Annotated in this window: 17 protein-coding genes; 4 read left to right on the top strand and 13 right to left on the bottom strand. The window is 61.1% G+C overall.

Annotated features, from left to right (window positions below; all coding sequences use genetic code 11):
- Positions 1-2: 2 nt before the first annotated feature.
- Positions 3-1625 (bottom strand): methyl-accepting chemotaxis protein, encoded by a 1623-nt coding sequence (locus AB5Z09_RS12380; RefSeq protein ID WP_139742815.1) that lies wholly within the window; start codon positions 1623-1625, stop codon positions 3-5.
- 232 nt (positions 1626-1857) lie between these two features.
- Here AB5Z09_RS12380 and AB5Z09_RS12375 point away from each other — a divergent pair, with 232 nt between their 5' ends.
- Positions 1858-2490, top strand: a complete 633-nt coding sequence (locus tag AB5Z09_RS12375) for a LysE family translocator (RefSeq protein WP_368167396.1) — start codon at positions 1858-1860, stop codon at positions 2488-2490.
- Positions 2491-2563: 73 nt separating this feature from the next.
- On the opposite strand, the gene AB5Z09_RS12370 is transcribed toward AB5Z09_RS12375, so the two are convergent.
- The 8 genes from AB5Z09_RS12370 to AB5Z09_RS12335 all read right to left on the bottom strand — a co-directional run bounded on the left by AB5Z09_RS12370 (position 2564) and on the right by AB5Z09_RS12335 (position 9920).
- A complete protein-coding gene (locus AB5Z09_RS12370; RefSeq protein ID WP_368167394.1) occupies positions 2564-3772 on the bottom strand; it encodes a cation:proton antiporter in 1209 nt (402 codons plus the stop codon).
- A gap of 31 nt (positions 3773-3803) precedes the next feature.
- Positions 3804-4907 carry a beta-N-acetylglucosaminidase domain-containing protein gene (locus tag AB5Z09_RS12365; protein ID WP_368167392.1) on the bottom strand — a complete coding sequence of 368 codons (1104 nt, stop codon included), beginning with the start codon at positions 4905-4907 and terminating at the stop codon, positions 3804-3806.
- Positions 4908-4950: 43 nt separating this feature from the next.
- Positions 4951-6678, bottom strand: coding sequence for a potassium/proton antiporter (locus AB5Z09_RS12360; RefSeq protein ID WP_005359340.1), 1728 nt, complete (start codon positions 6676-6678; stop codon positions 4951-4953).
- A 280-nt stretch (positions 6679-6958) separates the two neighbouring features.
- Positions 6959-7105, bottom strand: coding sequence for a hypothetical protein (locus tag AB5Z09_RS12355; protein WP_005337933.1), 147 nt, complete (start codon positions 7103-7105; stop codon positions 6959-6961).
- The gene (locus AB5Z09_RS12350) at positions 7102-7791 is read right to left on the bottom strand and encodes a M15 family metallopeptidase (RefSeq protein WP_270657325.1); all 690 of its coding nucleotides are present in this window, start codon (positions 7789-7791) and stop codon (positions 7102-7104) included. The genes AB5Z09_RS12355 and AB5Z09_RS12350 overlap by 4 nt, the downstream gene beginning before the upstream one ends.
- Positions 7788-8915, bottom strand: coding sequence for a succinyl-diaminopimelate desuccinylase (gene dapE / locus AB5Z09_RS12345; RefSeq protein WP_288726943.1), 1128 nt, complete (start codon positions 8913-8915; stop codon positions 7788-7790). The genes AB5Z09_RS12350 and dapE overlap by 4 nt, the downstream gene beginning before the upstream one ends.
- Positions 8916-8934: 19 nt before the next feature.
- Positions 8935-9285 carry an ArsC family reductase gene (locus tag AB5Z09_RS12340; protein WP_064341502.1) on the bottom strand — a complete coding sequence of 117 codons (351 nt, stop codon included), beginning with the start codon at positions 9283-9285 and terminating at the stop codon, positions 8935-8937.
- Between the two features lie 320 nt (positions 9286-9605).
- Positions 9606-9920, bottom strand: coding sequence for a hypothetical protein (locus AB5Z09_RS12335; protein WP_005337929.1), 315 nt, complete (start codon positions 9918-9920; stop codon positions 9606-9608).
- A gap of 285 nt (positions 9921-10205) precedes the next feature.
- Here AB5Z09_RS12335 and dcuC point away from each other — a divergent pair, with 285 nt between their 5' ends.
- Complete coding sequence (gene dcuC, locus AB5Z09_RS12330) at positions 10206-11582, top strand: C4-dicarboxylate transporter DcuC (RefSeq protein WP_270657327.1); 1377 nt, start codon at positions 10206-10208, stop codon at positions 11580-11582.
- 134 nt (positions 11583-11716) lie between these two features.
- On the top strand, positions 11717-12856 hold the full coding sequence (locus tag AB5Z09_RS12325) for a M20 family metallopeptidase (RefSeq protein WP_270804036.1): 1140 nt from the start codon (positions 11717-11719) through the stop codon (positions 12854-12856).
- 141 nt (positions 12857-12997) lie between these two features.
- Here AB5Z09_RS12325 and AB5Z09_RS12320 read toward each other — a convergent pair whose 3' ends face one another.
- The 4 genes from AB5Z09_RS12320 to asnS form a co-directional block, all read right to left on the bottom strand.
- Positions 12998-13654, bottom strand: a complete 657-nt coding sequence (locus AB5Z09_RS12320) for a hypothetical protein (protein ID WP_368195406.1) — start codon at positions 13652-13654, stop codon at positions 12998-13000.
- Positions 13655-13827: 173 nt separating this feature from the next.
- Positions 13828-15171 (bottom strand): anaerobic C4-dicarboxylate transporter, encoded by a 1344-nt coding sequence (locus AB5Z09_RS12315; RefSeq protein ID WP_005337916.1) that lies wholly within the window; start codon positions 15169-15171, stop codon positions 13828-13830.
- A gap of 374 nt (positions 15172-15545) precedes the next feature.
- Complete coding sequence (locus tag AB5Z09_RS12310) at positions 15546-16301, bottom strand: substrate-binding periplasmic protein (protein ID WP_368167380.1); 756 nt, start codon at positions 16299-16301, stop codon at positions 15546-15548.
- A gap of 110 nt (positions 16302-16411) precedes the next feature.
- On the bottom strand, positions 16412-17812 hold the full coding sequence (gene asnS, locus AB5Z09_RS12305) for an asparagine--tRNA ligase (RefSeq protein WP_043818544.1): 1401 nt from the start codon (positions 17810-17812) through the stop codon (positions 16412-16414).
- A 200-nt stretch (positions 17813-18012) separates the two neighbouring features.
- Between asnS and AB5Z09_RS12300 the strand changes: the two genes are divergently transcribed.
- Positions 18013-18357 carry a hypothetical protein gene (locus tag AB5Z09_RS12300; RefSeq protein ID WP_005359354.1) on the top strand — a complete coding sequence of 115 codons (345 nt, stop codon included), beginning with the start codon at positions 18013-18015 and terminating at the stop codon, positions 18355-18357.
- The last annotated feature ends 6 nt before the right edge of the window (positions 18358-18363 follow it).

The following is an 18363-nucleotide window of genomic DNA, read 5'->3' as shown; positions in this document are numbered from 1 at the left end:
GCTTACAGCTGGAATTGGGCCAGCTGCTTGCGTTGCTGCTCGGCGAGCTGGGAGAGCTCGTTGCTGGCACTGGCGCTCTGGCTGATGCCGGCGGAGCTCTGGCTCACGATCTCGTGAATATTGGTGATGTTGCGGTTGATGTCGGCGGTAACGCAGGACTGCTCCTCGGCGGCGGTGGCGACCTGGGCGTTGGCGTCGTTGATCTGGCGCACGGCACCGGTAATGCCGCTTAGCAGATCCTGCACCTGAGCGGACAAGCGCTGGTTATGGCTGAGGATCTCCAGAGTCTCCTGTACGCCGTTGTTGGCGGATTGGGACTGGCTCTGCAGCCGCTCGATGATGGCCTGGATCTCCTTGGTGGAGTCCTGGGTACGGGCCGCCAGCATTCTTACCTCGTCGGCCACCACCGCAAAGCCACGACCCGTTTCACCGGCACGGGCAGCTTCGATGGCGGCATTGAGCGCCAGCAGGTTGGTCTGCTCGGAGATCCCTTGGATCACTTCAATTACCTTGCCGATCTGCTCGGACTGGGATTTGAGCTGAGCCACGATGGCGGCGGCATCTTCCAGACTGCCCGCCATCCGGCTGTTGGCGGCGATGCTTTCGGTAAAGAGGGCGAGCCCCTGTTCGACCCGGCCATTGGCATCCCGCGCCAGCTCATCGGCGATGGCGGCGTTGTGGTTGACGTTGTCAGCGGTGCTGGAGAGTTCGGTCACGGCGGAGGCGACCTGTTCGATCTCGCTGTGCTGCTGCTTTGCATTGGCCTCGGACTGGGTCATCACGGCGGCCAGCTCGGTGGCTGCGGAGGCGACGCTGTTGCTGATCCCGGTCAGGTTCTCGATGGTGTTGCCGAGCTGGGTAAGGGTGAGGTTGATATCTTTGGCCAGACGGGTCAGTTCGTTGTTGCCCTCCGCTTTGGCGCGCACGTTGAAGCGCCCTTGCGCCACGGCGTGCATCACCTCTTGCAACTGACCGATGGGGCTGACGATGCGCCCAGAGAGGACCCAGCCGCAGATCAGCGCCGCCAGCAGGGTACCGGCGGTGAGCAGCAGGGTACGCAGCAGGGTGGCGTCGTAGTGGGCCTGCTCTTCGGCCAGCTCTTGCTGGATCAGCTGGTTGATGTGGGCGGACATGCTGTCGATCTGCTTGATCAGCTGTTCACCCAGCTCGCGGAAATGGAGGCGAGCCGCCTCGTAGGCGACCGGATCGCCGCCACCCTGATGTTTTTGCGCCAGCAGCGGCAGCATGTTGCTGCGGGTATGGCTGAGGTAGGCCTGCAGGGCGGCAGCGACCTGACGGTTATCCTGCTCGGCACCGGGGAGCACCAGACGGCCGAGGATGGCGTTGATCTCCTGCTCGGCGCTGTTGAGGTTTGCGGGCAGGGCGGCAAACAGCTTGGCATCGTAGAGGCCATAGATGGCGCTGGTGCGTAGCCGATAGGTGGCGTGGATCAGTTTGGCAATATCGTCCTTGTGCTGGACCACGCTCTGGGTCGTCTCATCTATGTCATTGATGGCTTCATCCAAACCCTGTTTGCTGATGGCGATCATCACCATCATCAGCAGGCTGGCCAGCAGCAAAGGTATCAAGACCTGAACACGTATTGATAGATTATTCAATGACATAAGTGGCTCTAATCCGGAATTGGAGGAGCCGATATCTTACACATGCACGTCAGGAGCTGTCACAGGCTTTTATTGCTGAAATGTGCTGAAGAAAAGGTTTTTTCTTGTGAGAAAGGAGCCATTTAGGCATGATTGAGCGCTTTATCCCCTGAATATGTGGTACAACTGGCTGGGTTGTGTCAATCCTGTCCCGTTTTCGTGATTTCCCGCTCTCGTCATATGGAGGTGTGTTGTGTCCAGCTGGATCGATCCGGCCATTCTGGCTCTGTTTATCCCGACCTTTTTCTTTGTCTCGGTGACCCCCGGCATGTGCATGACCCTGTCGATGACCCTGGGGATGAGCCTGGGGGTGCGCCGTACCCTGCATATGATGTGGGGGGAGCTGATCGGGGTCGGGCTGGTCTCGGTGCTGTCGGTGATCGGGGTTGCTGCCATCATGCTCAACTATCCGGGGATCTTCGCCGCCTTCAAATATGTGGGGGGCGCCTATCTGGTGTGGCTTGGCATCCAGATGTGGCAGGCCAAGGGGAAGATGGCCATTCCGGCGGATCTCTCGGCCGGTCAGCAGACCAGCGCCATGGGGCTGGCTCTGCAGGGCTTTGTCACCGCCATCGCCAATCCCAAGGGGTGGGCCTTCATGATCTCCTTGCTGCCCCCCTTTATCTCTGCCGACAAGGCGATGGCGCCGCAGATCAGCGCGCTGGTGGCGCTGATCCTGGTCATCGAGTTCTCCTGCCTGCTGCTCTACGCAAGCGGTGGCCGCACTCTGCGCCACTTCCTCGCCAAGAGCGGCAACGTCACCTTGATGAACCGCATCGCCGGTACTCTGATGCTGGGGGTGGGAGTCTGGCTGGCGCTCGGGTAAGAGCTTTCAGTGACCCGCACCAGACAAGAAAAATGCCACCGGTCGGTGGCATTTTTAATGGGCGCCGGGTGGCTCAGCGAGGCTTGAAACGCTCGACCCAGGGGTTGGCGGTGAGGCCGTGCAGGATGACGCTCAATATGATGGTGCAGAGCACGGTGGCGATGATGGGGCGCTGGCCAATCAGGGAGGGCTCGTTTTGCAGCACCATTACCGCAAAGACGATGCTGGCAAGGCCCCGCGGCCCGAACCAGCCGATAAAGAGCTTGAGCTCCGGCTTGAGGCCGGTACCGATGAGGCTCAGCCAAACCGGCACCATCCGCAGCAGGGTGAGGCTGGCAATGGCATAGAGCCAGTATTGCCAGTGCAGCAGCTCCGGCAGAATGGGCATCAGGGTCGCGCCAAACACCATCCAGATCACCACGGAGAGCAGGTCGCCGTAGCCTTCGCAGCTGTCCATATAGGCGTGCTTGTGTTCGCCGAGGCGGTGGCCGATAAAGAGGCCGCCGACAAAGGCGGCGATAAAGCCGCTCCCCCCGAGAGTCTGTGCCAGCGCAAAGCAGAGCAGGGCCAGCCCCGGCATGGTGAGCTGGCGCCAGAGCGGCAGTTGCCAGCCGTTGAGATAGGAGATTTTCAGTAGCCGGATGGTGAGGCTGGTCTGCACAAAGGCGACCAGCAGGCCAATGCCGATCTCCTCCAGCATCAGGGTGATAGCCAGCGTGGCGGTGCCTGCGTGCTGCTCGGTGGGGGCGATAAGGGCCAGCAGCAGAAGCAGCACCGGTACGCAGATGCCGTCGTTGAGGCCGCTCTCCTGATTAAGCCCTTCACGCACCGGTGCCGGCACCGCGGGGTTGCTTACCACCGCCTTGCCGAGCGCCGCATCGGTGGGGGCAAGAATGGTGGAGAGGATCGCCATCTCCAGCAGTGGCAGGTCGGGGAAGATCCAGTGGCCAAACAGGGCGCCACAAAGCAGGGTGAGGGGCAGGCCAATCAGCAGCAGCCGGATGGGGAGCTGGCGGTTGGCCAGCAATACCTGCCAGTTGGTGTTGGCGGCATCGTTGAATAGCACGATAACCAGCGTCAGCTCGGCCAGCAGCTTGATGCCGGCGCTGTCGATAGAGAGGGAGAGCAGCTCCAGCCCGCCCGGCCCCAGCAGCCAGCCGGTCAGCAGAAAGAGCAGGGGGCCGTTGACCAGCTTTGATTCAAAGCGCCCCGCGATCAGGCTGTAGACCAGCAAGAAGGCGGCGATCACCGCTAGATTCTGGTAAAGCAGGTGTGCATCCATACAACCTCCTTTCTGCCCCCGCAGGGGCGGTTTAATCGGTCAGGCAGTCGGGATCGAACACATACTCCCCGTCCAGCCAGCGCACGATTTCGTCTACGCAGGATTGGTCACGAAACGGCAGATAGCGCGCCTTGAGGGCGGCAATCTGATCGGAGGTGAGCTGTGTCAGCCCTAGATCCTGAAACAGCGGCAGGTCGGCCTCGATCATCGCCGAGATCTGCGGGCCGCAGGTGGCGTTGAGGGCGGCATGCAGCGCCTTGTCGGGGTCGTACTGCTTGCCGAGTCGGTAGCTCATCGGCAGGGTAGCGAGGGGCAGGGCGGAGAGCGCTGCCTGCTTCATCGGGTTGACCGCATGGCCGGCGAGCAGATCCGCCAGCTCGGCGGGGCGGTTCTCGAAGGCGCGCAGGTGCAGGTAGCTGCTCGCCTTGCTGCCATCGTTAACCGGGTAGTTGTCCCACAGGAAGGGCTTGCGGCCGAGCAGTTCGGTCACCTGCTTGAGGTGACTGGCTGGATATTCGCTGGAGCAGACCTTGGGGCCGGTCCAGAATATCTCGAAACGGCGATCGAGCTGCTCGCCAAGCTCCTCCAGATAGCGGGGAGGCATGGCGCCAAACACCTTCTCCAGCACCGGATCGGTCGAGTAGTAGCTGGGGCAGAAGATGAGGCGGGTCGCCTTGCTGTGAGCCGCGATATCGTGGGCGATGGTGAGCTGGTGACCGGCCAGATCCGGGGTATCCCCCTTCATATCGTCAAACAGCACCGCCAGAATATCGGGCTGGAGCATCTCGTCGATGAGGCGCACTTTTTCAAGCAGTGCCGGGCGCTGCCGCTTATAGTCGTGATGCGCCCCCATGGGGCTCAAGCCCACTCCGAAGGCGAGTCCGTTGGCGCGGCACTGGCGCGCCAGTTCGGCGAGATCGGCCAACTGCTGCTCGGGCCAGGGGAGAGCCCAGTGCTTGCGCAGATAGCCATCCTCTTTTGGTGCATAGATATAGAAACCGTAGCCGTGGCGTGGCAGCCACTGGGCGTAGCGGGCGCGGGCCTGCCAGCTCCATCCCTTGCCAAAAAAGCCTTCAATCACCCCCAGATTGGCAGCGGGGGGCAGGGGGCCGGACAGCAAACTTTGATATGGCATAACTCTCTCCCTTCTTGCTGGGGACTTGATACGGGACGGTCGGTCAGACCGGGTCCTCTTCCTGAAAGCGCACCCCGATCTTGCTCGGCACGCTCTCGTCCATTTCGGCCACGGTCCAGATCAGGCCCTGCCATTCGATGTTGTCACCGACCACCAGATTATCGCCCAACTGACTGGCAATAAAATCGCCCAGTGTCTGATCCGCCACCTCGCTCACATCCAGCCCGTAGAGAGGGGCGAGATCCACCAGTCGTGCCGCCGCTTCCAGCAGGAAGTCACCGAAGAAGCGGGGGCCGAGATCTTGCTCCGGCGCCTGGCTAAAGAGCTGGCCGAGGGCGGGGAGGTCACGTTCGTGACCGATCACGCAGAGGATGTCATCGGCCTGCAGACAGGTACTACCCGAGGGGTGGAGCAGCTCGCGGCCTCGAAACAGGGCGCAGATCCGGGTGCCGGTGGGCATCTGCAGATCCCGCAGTGGCGAGCCGATGCACCACTTCTCTTCCCCCAGCTGGTAGACGAAGGTCTCCCACTGGCTGTCGAGATCGATTTCGAGCCCGGAGCGGTTGATGGGCGACGGCGGTGCCGGTACCTCCACCCGCGCCAGTTTTGAGGCCAGCGGTAGCGAGCTGCCCTGCAAAATCAGCGAGACCAGCACCACAAAGAAGGCGACGTTGAAGTAGAGCTGGGCGTTGGGCAGCCCCGCCATCATGGGGAAGACTGCCAGAATGATGGGCACGGCGCCGCGCAGGCCAACCCAGGAGATAAACCAGCGCTCGCGGGGGGCGAAGTTCTTGAACGGCAGCAGCCCGATCCAGACCGACACCGGGCGGGCAAACAGGATCATCCACATTGCCAGCGCCAGCGCGGGCAGGGCGATGGGTAGCAGTTTGTGGGGTGAGGCGAGCAGCCCCAGCACCAGAAACATGCCGATTTGGCTGAGCCAGGTCAGACCGTCCAGCACCGACAATGTGGTGCTGCGGCTGCGCAGGGCGAGGTTACCGAGCAAGAGACCAGTGAGATAGATGGCGAGAATGCCGCTGCCACCGACCGCCGTGGTGAGGGCGAAGATCAGCAGGCCGCCGCTGACGGTGAGCAGTGGATAGAGCCCCGGCGCCAGGCGGGCGGTGTTGATGAGGCGCCACAGCAGCCAGCCGCCGCCAAGGCCAATCCCGGCGCCAAGTCCAAACTGCTTGACCAGTTGCAGCAGCAGGAAGCCCCCATCCAGCCCTTGCTGGGCGGTGGCGAGCACCTCGATCAGGGTGACGGTGAGAAACACCGCCATGGGGTCGTTGCTGCCTGACTCTATCTCCAGCGTCGCGCTCACCCGCTCGTTGAGGCTGCGTCCGCCAAGCAGGGAGAAAACCGCCGCCGCATCGGTGGAGCCGACGATGGCGCCGATCAGCATCCCCTGCATCAGGTTGAGGTCAAACAGCCAGGCGGCGGCAAGCCCCGTCAGGCCGGTGGTGATGGCCACACCGACCGTCGCCAGCGACAGGGCAGGCCAGAGCGCCACCCGGAACGAGGAGACCCGGGTGCGCATGCCGCCGTCGAGCAGAATGATGGCAAGCGCCAGGTTGCCCACCAGATAGGCGATGGAGTAGTCAGCGAAGTGGATACCACCTGGGCCATCCTCACCGGCCAGCATGCCGACGGCGAGGAAGATAACCAGAATGGGAATACCGAGGCGGGAAGAGAGGGCGCTCAACAGTACGCTGGCTCCCACCAACAGGGCAGCGACAAAAAAGAAACTGTTGATGGTAGCGGCATCCAAGGGCGAACTCCTTCCTGGTAATGTGCAAAGTAGGCACATTATATGCAGTTAGGCCCCCCTTGTGTGGCTTATTTGTGCATCAATTTGCACTTTCTTACATTTTTCATCCCTTTTTTCAGCATGGCCGCGCCATATTCTGACAGTGACGGGGTTAACGAAAGCGGAGTCAAAGGAGCGTCGATTTCAGGATGCGCAGGGAGGAGAGGGCGGGGAAAAGCGAAACGGCACAGCAGAGGGAGAGGGGAGCACAAGGGCGCTCCCCACGGGATGGGGGCGGGATTCAGTCGTCCTCGTCATCCTTCACTTCGCGGATCTTGTCCTTGTAGTTGGGCAACTGCTTCTCCAGCCGTTTCATGTCTTTGATGGCATTGAGAAACAGCCCGAGCAGGAACAGCAGCGGCAACCCTATCCACAGCCAGAGATTCATGGGATTTTCCTTTCGTCAGGACAGGTGGTGACATAACGGGCCAAAATTTCATCAAGGTTGGCCAATATGGTCGACTTGCCTTCAATATCCGCCTGTTGCAGACAAAGCGCCAGTGCCGCGGGATCGAGCCGCTGCTCATCGGACTCCAGCGAGAAGCTGATATGCCAGGGCTCGTAGGCGACCCCGCTCTCTGCCCCGACCGGCTTGGCATAAGGGAGGAAGAAGCCGAAGTCGCTCATATGATCGCTGAGCCACTCGCTGAGATCTGCAAACCAGCCCCCGGCTTCATACTCCCACGGCTCCAGTGCCAGTTTGGTATCGGCGGGCAGGCAGTCCGGGTCGTAGATATCGAGATCGGTCCCCCAGTGGTGACGGCTGGTGCCGGGCAGGGAGCTCCAGCGCAGGATGGCGTGCAGCCGCTCCACCTCGCTTAGTTGCAGGGCATCGATGGGCTGGCTGTTGGCATCGAGCAGAGGCCGTTCGCCGCGCCACTTGCCATTCCAGATGGCGAGCTGGCGCTCGAAGCTGCGCCAGCTGGAGGCCGCCTGCAGGTTGAACCCCTCATAGGCGGCCGCCACCTGCATGTCGTTGAAGGCCGCCGCGGTGGCGGCAGTTAGACGATGGGGGCCGCGCCCCACCAGAATAAGGTGGCTCTCGTCGAGCCCCAGCAGTTGTTCCTGCGTCATGCCAGCAATCTCTCGAGCACCCCTTGGTACATGTCCGCCAGCAGATCCAGATCGTCCGCCTTCACGCACTCGTTCACCTTGTGAATGGTGGCGTTGACGGGACCGAGCTCAATCACCTCGGCGCCGGTGGGGGCGATAAAGCGCCCGTCCGAGGTGCCGCCGGTGGTGAGCAGGGCTGGCTGCTGGCCATTGACCGCCTCGATGGCAGAGACTGCCGCCGCCAGCAGTTTGCCGGTGTCGGTGAGGAACGGCTGGCCGGAGAGGGTCCAGCTCAGCTGATAATCGAGGCCATGTTTATCCAGCAGCGCTTCGACCCGCTCGCGGATATCCAGGTCGGTCAGTTCGGTGCTGAAGCGGAAGTTGAACTGGACCTGCAGCTCGCCCGGAATGACGTTGGAGGCGCCGGTACCGGCCGAGATGTTGGCGATCTGGAAGCTGGTGGGGGGGAAGTAGGCGTTGCCCTCATCCCACACGGTGGCAGCGAGTTCCGCCAGCGCTGGCGCGGCTTTGTGAATGGGGTTGTCAGCCAGATGGGGATAGGCCACATGGCCCTGCACCCCGCGCACCAGCAGATCGCCGGTGATGGAGCCGCGGCGGCCGTTCTTCACCACATCCCCCACCACGGCGGTGGAGGAGGGCTCGCCGACGATGCACCAGCGGATCTTCTCATTGCGGGCCTCCAGGGTGTCGATCACCCGGGTGGTGCCATTGATAAAGGGCCCCTCCTCATCGGAGGTGATGAGAAAGGCGATGGACCCTGTGTGATCCGGATGCTCGGCCACGAAGCGCTCGACCGCCACCACCATGGCAGCCAGCGAGCCCTTCATGTCGGCGGCGCCACGGCCGTAGAGCACGCCATCCTTGATGGTCGGCTCGAACGGCGGGGTGTGCCATTTGTCCAGCGGCCCGGCGGGCACCACGTCGGTGTGACCGGCGAAGCAGAACAGCGGCCCCTCGCTGCCACGACGGGCCCAGAGGTTGGTGGTGTCCTCAAACACCATGGGCTCGATGACAAACCCGAGCTTGGCGAGGCGCTCCGCCATCAGGGTCTGGCACCCTTCATCGAGGGGGGTAACGGAGGGGCGGCGGATCAGATCCTTGGCCAGTGCGATGACATCCGACATCAGTTGTCCTTAGTTGTCCTTAACGGGAGAAGAGGGATTGATAGTGATCAGCCTTGAAACCCAGAGTCAGTTCGCCGTCACGGTCGAGCAGCGGGCGCTTGATCATGGCCGGGTGCTCCAGCAGCAGGGCGCGCGCCTTGGCGGTGTCGAGCCCCTGTTTGGCCTCATCCGGCAGGGCGCGGAAGGTGGTGCCGCGACTATTGAGCAGGGCTTCCCAGCCGAGTTTTGCCAACCAGCTGTCCAGATCGTCCGGGTTCAGGCCGTCGGCGCGGTGGTCGTGAAAGCGGTAGTCGATACCGGCCTCATCCAGCCACTTGCGGGTTTTCTTGATGGTGTCGCAGTTCTTGATGCCATAGAGGGTGATGGCCATGGGGAGTCCTTCTCTTGTGGGCGCTGGCCGTGGGCCGCGTCCCGAAAATCCGAATCAACAGAGTGCAAGGGCCCGATTCTGGCATTGTGGCAATCCCATGGCAACGCCGATGGTCCGGCTCGCGGGTTTTACCGGAACTGGTCACACCTGAACGGCGATTTTGAGCACAAGGTCAGAAGCAGTGGGGCTGGCATGCCCGATGGGGTTGGGTATTGCGGGAGAAGATCGACTATTGCAGGAGAAAAAGAGAAGGGGGCAAACGCCAGATAACCAAAACGCGCCAGCGGGCGCGTTTTGGTCGGCATCATCAAGCACCTCAATCAGTGCAGGGTGGTCCACTCATGGTCAAAGACCCGGGCCCGTTCCCAGGGAGCATCAGGCAGGCTGGAAGAGAGGCCAGTGTATTTGCCCACGTCGTCCACCACGATGGCGGAGAGGATCGGCAGGTTGTTTTCGGTGCAGTACATGCGGATGCGTTGCAGCAGGGTGCGCAGTTCATCCTGGCACTGCTCCAGCCCGGCCTGCTTGGCCAGTTTGGAGTAACGAATGGTAGTGCGTTCCTTTGCAGACTCGACGAGGATGTCCCACAGCTTGTAGTCGCAGGTCGAAGCACCTGCGGTGGCTTGGCTTGTCATAACTCTCTCCGGCGCGAAATGGTCGCTATATGTCGAAGCGCATCTTCGCCAGTTCGGCGCCGTCATATGTTGATCCAACGCAAAAAAGAGGGGAGTCGCGTCACACAATTCCCGGATATGGGGTGATAAAGGTTTTCCGGCAGTTGAAATAACGAAAAATTGTTACATGGCCGACATATTATGCTAATGAATCACGGTGACGGCACCTTTATTGATAGGGATCAAAGGCAAACAGTGGTCAGATCACTAGATTTCGCTCTTCGATAAATTTATCAGGAGTGAATATTGGAACTTTTATTCGTCTTGCTCGTTCTGGTGGCCGTGGTTTACGGCATTATCAAGGATTACAACCCGCAGGCGGTGCTGGCGCTGGCGGGCATGGCCATTTTTGCGGTGGCCTACTGGCTGGGGCTGCACCCCATTCTCCCCGCTGACAAGAGCACCGGCTTCGCCCTGTTCGACCTGTTCGAAGTGTTCAAGGGGATCTTCTCCTACCGCGCGGCGGGCCTCGGCCTCACCATCATGGCGGTGGCGGGTTTTGCCACTTACATGTCCCATATCGGGGCCTCCCAGGCGCTGGTGCGAGTGGCGGTCAAACCGGTGGCAGGCATCCAGTCCAGCTACCTGATGCTCTCCATCTGTTATCTGGTGGCGGTATTCGTCTCCCTGTTCGTTACCTCCGCTACCGGCCTTGGCCTGCTGTTGATGGTCACCATGTATCCGGTGATGCGCAACCTCGGCATCAGCCCGGCCTCCGCCTGTGGTGTCATCGCCACCTCCCAGGCGTTTGAAATTGGCCCGACCCAGACCAACGCCATCTTCTCCGCCGGTCAATCCGGCATGGATCCGACCAGCTATTTTGTTGACTACCAGATCTGGCTGGTGGCCCCCATGCTGCTGGTGACCATGGTGCTGCACTTCTTCTGGCAGCGTCACTGCGATCGCAAGGATGGCTGGGATCCTGCGCTCCATCGCGGCGATCATGCCGAGCTGGACGAACAGGGCACCGAGAGCGTGCAGGCGCCTACCTGGTATGCCCTGCTGCCGATCATCCCCTTCGTGCTGATGATGACCTTCTCCAAGCTTCTGGTGAGCGACATCAAGATGAGCGTGGAGGTGGCCATGCTGCTGTCGGTCTTTATCGGCATGCTGTGCGAGCTGCTGCGTAGCCGCTCGGTGCGTAACGCGTTTGCCGGGCTGTCGAGCTTCCTCGATGGCATGGGCAAGGTGTTTGGCCCCGTGGTGGCGCTCATCGTCTGTGCCGAGCTGTTTGCCGAATCTCTCAAGGCCATCGGCGCCATCGATACCCTGCTGCACTCTGCCAGCAATGCCGGTATCGGCAGCGGTCTGATGACCCTGGTGATGGTGGCGCTGATCATGGTAGCGGCGGTCATCATGGGCTCCGGCAACGCGGCGTTCCTCAGTTTCTCGACCCTGGCACCGGCGGTGGCGGCCAAGTTTGGCGTACCTGCGGTGACCATGCTGCTGCCGATGCAGCTCGCTTCCAGTATCGGCCGCACCGTCTCCCCCATCGCAGCGGTACTGATCGCCTGTGCGGGGATTGCCAAGGTATCGCCCTTTACCGTGGTCAAACGCACCAGCGTGCCGATGGCGGGGGCGCTGGTGACGGCGCTGACCCTCAACTATCTGCTGTTTATGTAGTGATGTGGGTTATGTAGTGGTGTTTGGAATTTACCGGTCGGGCGGGTGGCATGGCTGCCCGCCTTTTTCTCACTGTGTCGCTTTGTTGCAATAGACGATCGGCCATCAACGCTGATTGTTGCATGGAGAAGATAATGACAGTTGTAAAGAGCCCGTTTTCCCTCGATAACTATCTGGCCGATTTGGCCCCGCTCATCAACCTCGATTGCGGTACTCGCACCCCGGCCGGGGTAGCGAAAGTGGCCGACATCATGACCGAGAAATATGAGGCCATCGGCTGGCAGGTGACTCGCCACCAGTTTGCTGCCGAGTGCGGCCCCTGCCTCGAGATCACCAATGCGCCGGGTGCCGATCACTACGACGTGATGCTGTGCGGCCACATGGATACCGTCTTCCCCGAGGGGACGGCGGCCAAGCGCCCGCTGAAAATCGAAGGCAATCAAGCCTTTGGCCCCGGCGTCTCGGACATGAAGAGCGGCCTGCTCTCTATCTGGTATGCACTCAAAGAGATGGATCCGGCATTGCTTGCCAAGCTCAAGGTGCTGGTCTGCTACAACTGCGACGAAGAGATTGGCTCCCCCTGGTCTAAGGATTGGCTGGTGAAAAAAGCCAAACAGAGTGGCTGCGTGCTGGTGGCCGAGGCAGCCCGTCCCAACGGGGATCTCATCAGCGCCCGCAAGGGCAATGCCAAGTACCGCATCACCTTCCACGGCAAGGCGTCCCACGCCGGTTCGGCCCTGACCGAAGGTGTCTCTGCCATCACCGAGCTGGCGCATTGGGTGCTGGCCATCAACGAGCAGGTCAACATGACCACGGGCACCACCATGAACGTCGGCGTGGTACAGGGCGGCACCGGCGTCAACGTGGTGCCGGACTTTGCCGAGGCGATCGTGGATTTGCGCTTCTGGAGCAACGAAGAGGCCGCTGCGGTACACGACCGGCTCACCTTTATGGCCAACAACCCCTTCCTCGCGGGTTGTCGGGTCGAGGTGGATCGCCAGAGCTTCAAGCCGGCGATGCGCCCGAGCGGTGACACCGAGGCGCTGATGGCGCTGGTAGAGGCGGCAGCCAAGGAGGAGGGGATCCCCTTCAACTGGCTGGAGGCCGGTGGCGGCTCGGATGCCAACTTCACCGCCGCCGCAGGTGTGCCGTCGCTGGATGGCTTCGGCCCCATGGGGGGCGGTTTCCACTCGGAAGCGGAGTTCCTGCTGCTGGAGAGCATCGAGCCGCTCATCCGCCTGCTGCAGCGGGTGCTGGGCAAGCTGGCGAAATAAGCCGGTTTATCCCTTGTTCGGGTCGTCATGGCCTGCTCAAAACTGGTCCGCTCAAATCCAAACGGGAGGCTGTTGCCTCCCGTTTTTTTATCTCGATTTTGCGCATGTCCCTGAACGAGCGCGCCAGATGGTTTGAGGCCGTTACCCCAGTGGCTCGGCCAGGTAGGCCAGATGATCCTGCCGCGCCACCTGCCAGCCATCGAGGCGCAGTGGGGCGGCAAAGCCCGGGCCATCGGTCACCATGGTGTGGTACTCCCCCTGCTCGCCGCAGGCATCGAAGCCCTCGCGCTCGGCCAGTTGTTGCAATTCCACGAGGGTGGCGGTATCGAGGGTGCGTCCAGTCCACTCGGGAGCCAGCACCCGGGTATTGACGCAGGAGAGGTGGGCGACGATGCCGCGGGCCAGCATATCCGCCAGCAAGGCTTGACGAGATTGCTGCCAGAGCGGGGTATGGACGGTGAGACCCAGCGGCTGGCAGCGTTCGCGGATCCAGTTTGGTGCGCCCCCCACGCTGTCGATATCGCCGGTGACTACGCCATCGAGTTGCCACTCCTCCTTGAGCCGTGCCAGTGCCCGCTCATAACCGAGATCGAACGGTGCTTCTATGGTGACCAGCAGATGGGGCAGCCCGAGGGCTTCCGCCTGACGGCGCACCAGCGGCAAGGGGTGAGCGAGAAATCGGGGTTCTGGCGGCGCAAAGGTGGCCAGTGCCACCACCTGATGGCCCGCTTGACGGGCATGACAGAGGGCCAGCATGGCATCTTTGCCACCGCTCCAGAGCAGGATGACGCGAGACATGGATGAGATTCCAGTGGTGAACGAGGGGGCATGCTACCCAGCGGCGGGGGCAGAGGTAAAGGCATAGTGTCCGGAAATGGCGGCGGGGAAGTGGTTGGGGTCACAGAGCGGGGAAAAAGCAGGCCCCCGAAGCGGGGGCCTGTATTGCAATGGCGTGGTAAACGCCGCTGCGATTAGAGCAGGATGCTGGTGAGGATAAAGCCCAGCGAGCAGGAGGTCACCACCCCGATCAGCCCCGGAATGATGAAGCTGTGGTTGATGATGAACTTGCCGATGCGGGTGGTGCCGGAGCGGTCGAAACCGATACAGGCCAGATCGCTCGGGTAGGTCGGCAGCACGAAGTAGCCGTAGCTGGCCGGCAGGAAGGCGATCAGCAGCTTGGGTTCGACACCCAGCGCCAGACCCATGGGGGCGATGGCGGTCAGGGCTGCGGCCTGGCTGTTTACCAGCTTGGAGATAAGGAACAGCACCAGGGCGTAGGTCCAGGGTTGGGCCTGTACCACATGGGCCAGAGTCTCTTTGAGCAGCGGCATGTGAGCCTGGAAGAAGGTCTCACTCATCCATGCCACCCCGAATACGGAGAAGATGGCGACCATGCCCGCCTTGAAGACGGCACCGTTGGCGATCTCGCCCGGCTTGACCTTGCAGCGCATCAGGATGATGGCACCGGCGATCAGCATCATCATCTGGATCACCAGGTTCATGGAGAGCGGGCCGGTCTTGTCCTTGATGGTGAACACCGGACGCAGACCTTCGTTGGCGCCGAGCAATACCACGGCAGCGATGGCGGCGAAGAAGATCCAGGTAGACCAGTAGGCCTCTTTCGGGAACTTGGTGTTGAGCAGGGTTTCACCGCCGCCGTAGATGAAGGCGCGCTGTTCCGGGTCTTTGATCTTGGCCTGGAACTCTTCGTCCTTGTCCAGATCCTTGCCGCGACGCAGGCTCCACAGGGCAGCCACGATGACACCGGTCAGGGAGGAGGGGATGGCGATCATCAGGATGTCGAGCAGGCCATAAGCCTGACCGATACCATGACCAGCCGCCAGAATGGAGACCATAGAGACCACGGCAACGGAGACCGGGGAGGCACAGATGGCCATCTGGGAGGCAACGGAGGCGACAGCCATCGGGCGTTCGGGACGGATGTTCTTCTGCAGCGCGATGTCAGCGATGATGGGGAACATGGTGTAGACCACGTGGCCGGTACCGCACAGGAAGGTGAGGGTCCAGGTCGTGAGCGGCGCCAGGATAGTGATGTATTGCGGGTGGCGGCGCAGCAGACGCTCGGCCACTTGCATCATCAGGTTGAGGCCACCGGCAGTCTGCAGGGTGGCGGCACAGCCGATCACCGCCAGAATGGTCAGCATTACCTGAACAGGCGGTTCGCCCGGCACCAGGCCGAAGACGAAGGTCAGCAGGAATAGACCGATACCACTGATGAGACCGAGTCCCATGCCCCCAAAGCGGGTACCCAGCAGCAAGCAGCCGAGTACCACTAAAAATTCCATCAAGATCATTCCGTTACCTCGTGTGATTCAACCCATATTGCCGCGGGTAGCCTGAACCATGAATTGTCATTGTCTGTTTTATTTAGCCCAAAAGGGTTAGTTGCTATTCTGCTCCCCTGAAAAAGTGAAAAAATTGAGTTACTTCAATAACTCGATGAATTTTTGATTAAACCACTTAAAAACCACGTACTAACAAAAGCATCATTTTTGTCACCAAGTGGTATCACTCGGGGCCAAGCCATCGGGTGGTCATGGCGGCAGCACAGAGCGGCAACAGGGCTGCAGGGGAGGGGCATAAAAAGGGCTCGATTGCGGCAGAAGAGGGTGAAAAAGCCAGCGCTCAGGCTATTTTTGCCAGCAAGGACTGACTTCAGCGGGTTGGCTCATTTGGCCGCAGGTGCTTGCTGCAGATAGCGGCGCTGATAATCCTCGCTCAGCTTGGCAATATCCAATCTGGCAATGGCCTGTGCCACCCGTTGCTGCAACGCCTGCTGGTCGGGACGAAACATGATGTGCAGGCTCTTGTGTTCGAGGATCTTCGGGTGAAATTGCAATCCGGCGCTGCTCAGCTTGCGATCATGGTTGATGAGCCAGTGAAAGACATCCCGATCGATCACCGCCAGATCGAGCCGGTCGCGCTGCAATTTGCGCAGGTTGAGCAGGTCGGAATCGACGGCGGCAGTGTTGAGGCGCTTGCTGGCCATCAGGGCATCGAATTCACGGGTGTTGACGTACCCCTCCACCACGCCGATCCGGTAGGGGGCGAGATCCGTGAGCTGCTGCCAGGGGATGGGTGGGCCTGAGCGCTGCGCCATGCCCAGCACGCTGTCGCCTACGCTGGGGGAGCTGCGCCACAAGGTCGGCAGGGTGTCGGAGAGGTAATCTGGAAAATAGCCGCTATAAGGCTGGGTCGGGTCGGCCGCCAGCCGTACCGCCCGCTGCCAGGGGTAGAAGTCGAACGTCACCTCCAGTCCCGCCTCGGCAAAGGCACGTTTGACGATATGACCGGTGAGGCCGCCATCGGGCAGGCTCTGGCTGGTGTAGGGGGGCCACTCCAGGGTGGTCAGACGAACGGGCTCGGCCCACAGTTGAACAGGCATGCAGGACAGCAATAGCGAAAGCAGCAGGCGATATCCCATAGGCGACGAGTTCCTTGTGCCGGTTGATCCTGAGTATCACCCATAACGGTGACAATAAAAAAGCCGACCCACAGGTCGGCTTGTGCAATGCAGTGGCAAGATGCCGCTGATCAGAACTCGGCGGTACGCGGAGTACGCGGGAACGGGATCACGTCGCGGACGTTGCCCATGCCGGTCACGTATACAACCAGACGCTCGAAGCCCAGACCGAAGCCGGAGTGCGGCACGGTACCGAAGCGACGCAGGTCGCGATACCACCAGTAATCTTCCTTGTTCAGGCCCATCTCGGCCAGACGGGCATCCAGCACGTCCAGACGCTCTTCACGCTGGGAACCACCGATGATCTCGCCGATGCCCGGTGCCAGTACGTCCATCGCGGCAACGGTCTTGCCGTCGTCGTTGAGGCGCATGTAGAAGGCCTTGATATCTTTCGGGTAGTTCTTCACCACCACCGGAGACTTGAAGTGCTCCTCGGCCAGATAGCGCTCGTGTTCGGAGGAGAGATCGATACCCCAGGAGACCGGGAATTCGAACTTCTTGCCGCAGTTTTTGAGCACTTCGATGGCGTCGGTGTAGTCGATCTGGGCGAAGTCGGAGGAGACGAAACGCTCCAGACGGCCGATGGCATCCTTGTCCACGTGCTGGGCGAAGAACTCCAGATCGTCGCGACGCTCGGTCAGTACGGCGTTGAAGACATACTTCAGCATGGCTTCGGCCAGTGCGGCGTTATCTTCCAGATCGTTGAAGGCCACTTCCGGCTCAACCATCCAGAACTCGGCCAGGTGGCGGCTGGTGTTGGAGTTTTCAGCGCGGAAGGTCGGGCCGAAGGTGTAGACCTTGGAGAGTGCGCAGGCATAGGTTTCGGCGTTCAGCTGGCCGGATACGGTCAGGAAAGCTTCTTTGCCGAAGAAATCTTCGTTGTAGTCCACCTTGCCGGCGTCGGTGCGCGGCAGGTTTTCCATGTCCAGAGTGGAGACACGGAACATCTCGCCGGCACCTTCGGTGTCAGAGGCGGTGATGAGCGGGGTCGCAACCCAGAGGAAACCCTCTTCGTGGAAGAAGCGGTGGATGGCTTGCGCCAGGCAGTGACGAACGCGGGTCACGGCGCCAACGATGTTGGTGCGCGGGCGCAGGTGGGCCTGTTCACGCAGGTATTCGATGCTGTGGCGCTTGGCGGCCATCGGGTAGGTATCCGGATCCTCGACCCAGCCGACTACCTTCACCTCGGTCGCCTGCAGTTCGAAAGCCTGGCCGCTGCCCTGAGAGGCGGCAACCACGCCGGTCACTTCCACGGAGCAGGCAGTGGTCAGACGCAGCACTTCATTCTCGTAATTGGCCAGGGTATTGGGGACAACTGCCTGTACCGGATGGAAACAGGAGCCATCGGAAATGGCCAAAAATGAGATCCCCGCCTTGGAATCACGGCGAGTCCGGATCCACCCTTTGACAGTTTGGGTGGTGCCGACCGGATACTTACCGGCCAGCACATCTACTACGGATGCGTGCGTCATCGAAATATTGTCTCCAGCTTGTTCTTGCAGCGCTATTTGCAACACTAGGGAGTCTGGCCCGGGCACAGATGGCCCACCATGGCAGACTAAGCCGTCAATCTTACCCGCGCGGGTTTGATAAACAAGCAAAAATGTCGGACTCTGGTGGGGTTTTCGGCATGGTTCACTCAACAAGAGTGTCACGGGCGCAGGAGAGGTGGGTGAAAGATCGGCGGCATGGGCCAGATTGGCTGACACGGGTGTTGCAGGGGCTGGTGATGCTCTGCTGGGGTGGCTTTATCGTGCTGCTCTCCCTTTACCACTATGCCCGCCCCGAAATTGCCTACGGTTTTCTGGTCTATGGCGGGATCGAGGTGCGCGATTATTGGGACCCGGCCCTTACCCCCTGGCTGGTCTACGGGCTCTGGAGCTGCTGCGCCCTGACGCTGGCGGTGTTGCTGCTGGAGCGCAAGCGCAGCCGCCGTCAGGATGACTCCCGGCATGTCAATCTGGCCATCCTGCTATTGGTGCTGATCGCCAGCTTGCTCTTTTACTACGTCGGTTAAGCGCCC

The organism is Aeromonas sp. R2-2 (genome assembly GCF_040908355.1).
GTDB classification, from domain to species: domain Bacteria; phylum Pseudomonadota; class Gammaproteobacteria; order Enterobacterales; family Aeromonadaceae; genus Aeromonas; species Aeromonas veronii.
Note: the sequence above shows the minus strand (reverse complement) of the source record. Positions and strands in the feature narration are given on the sequence as shown.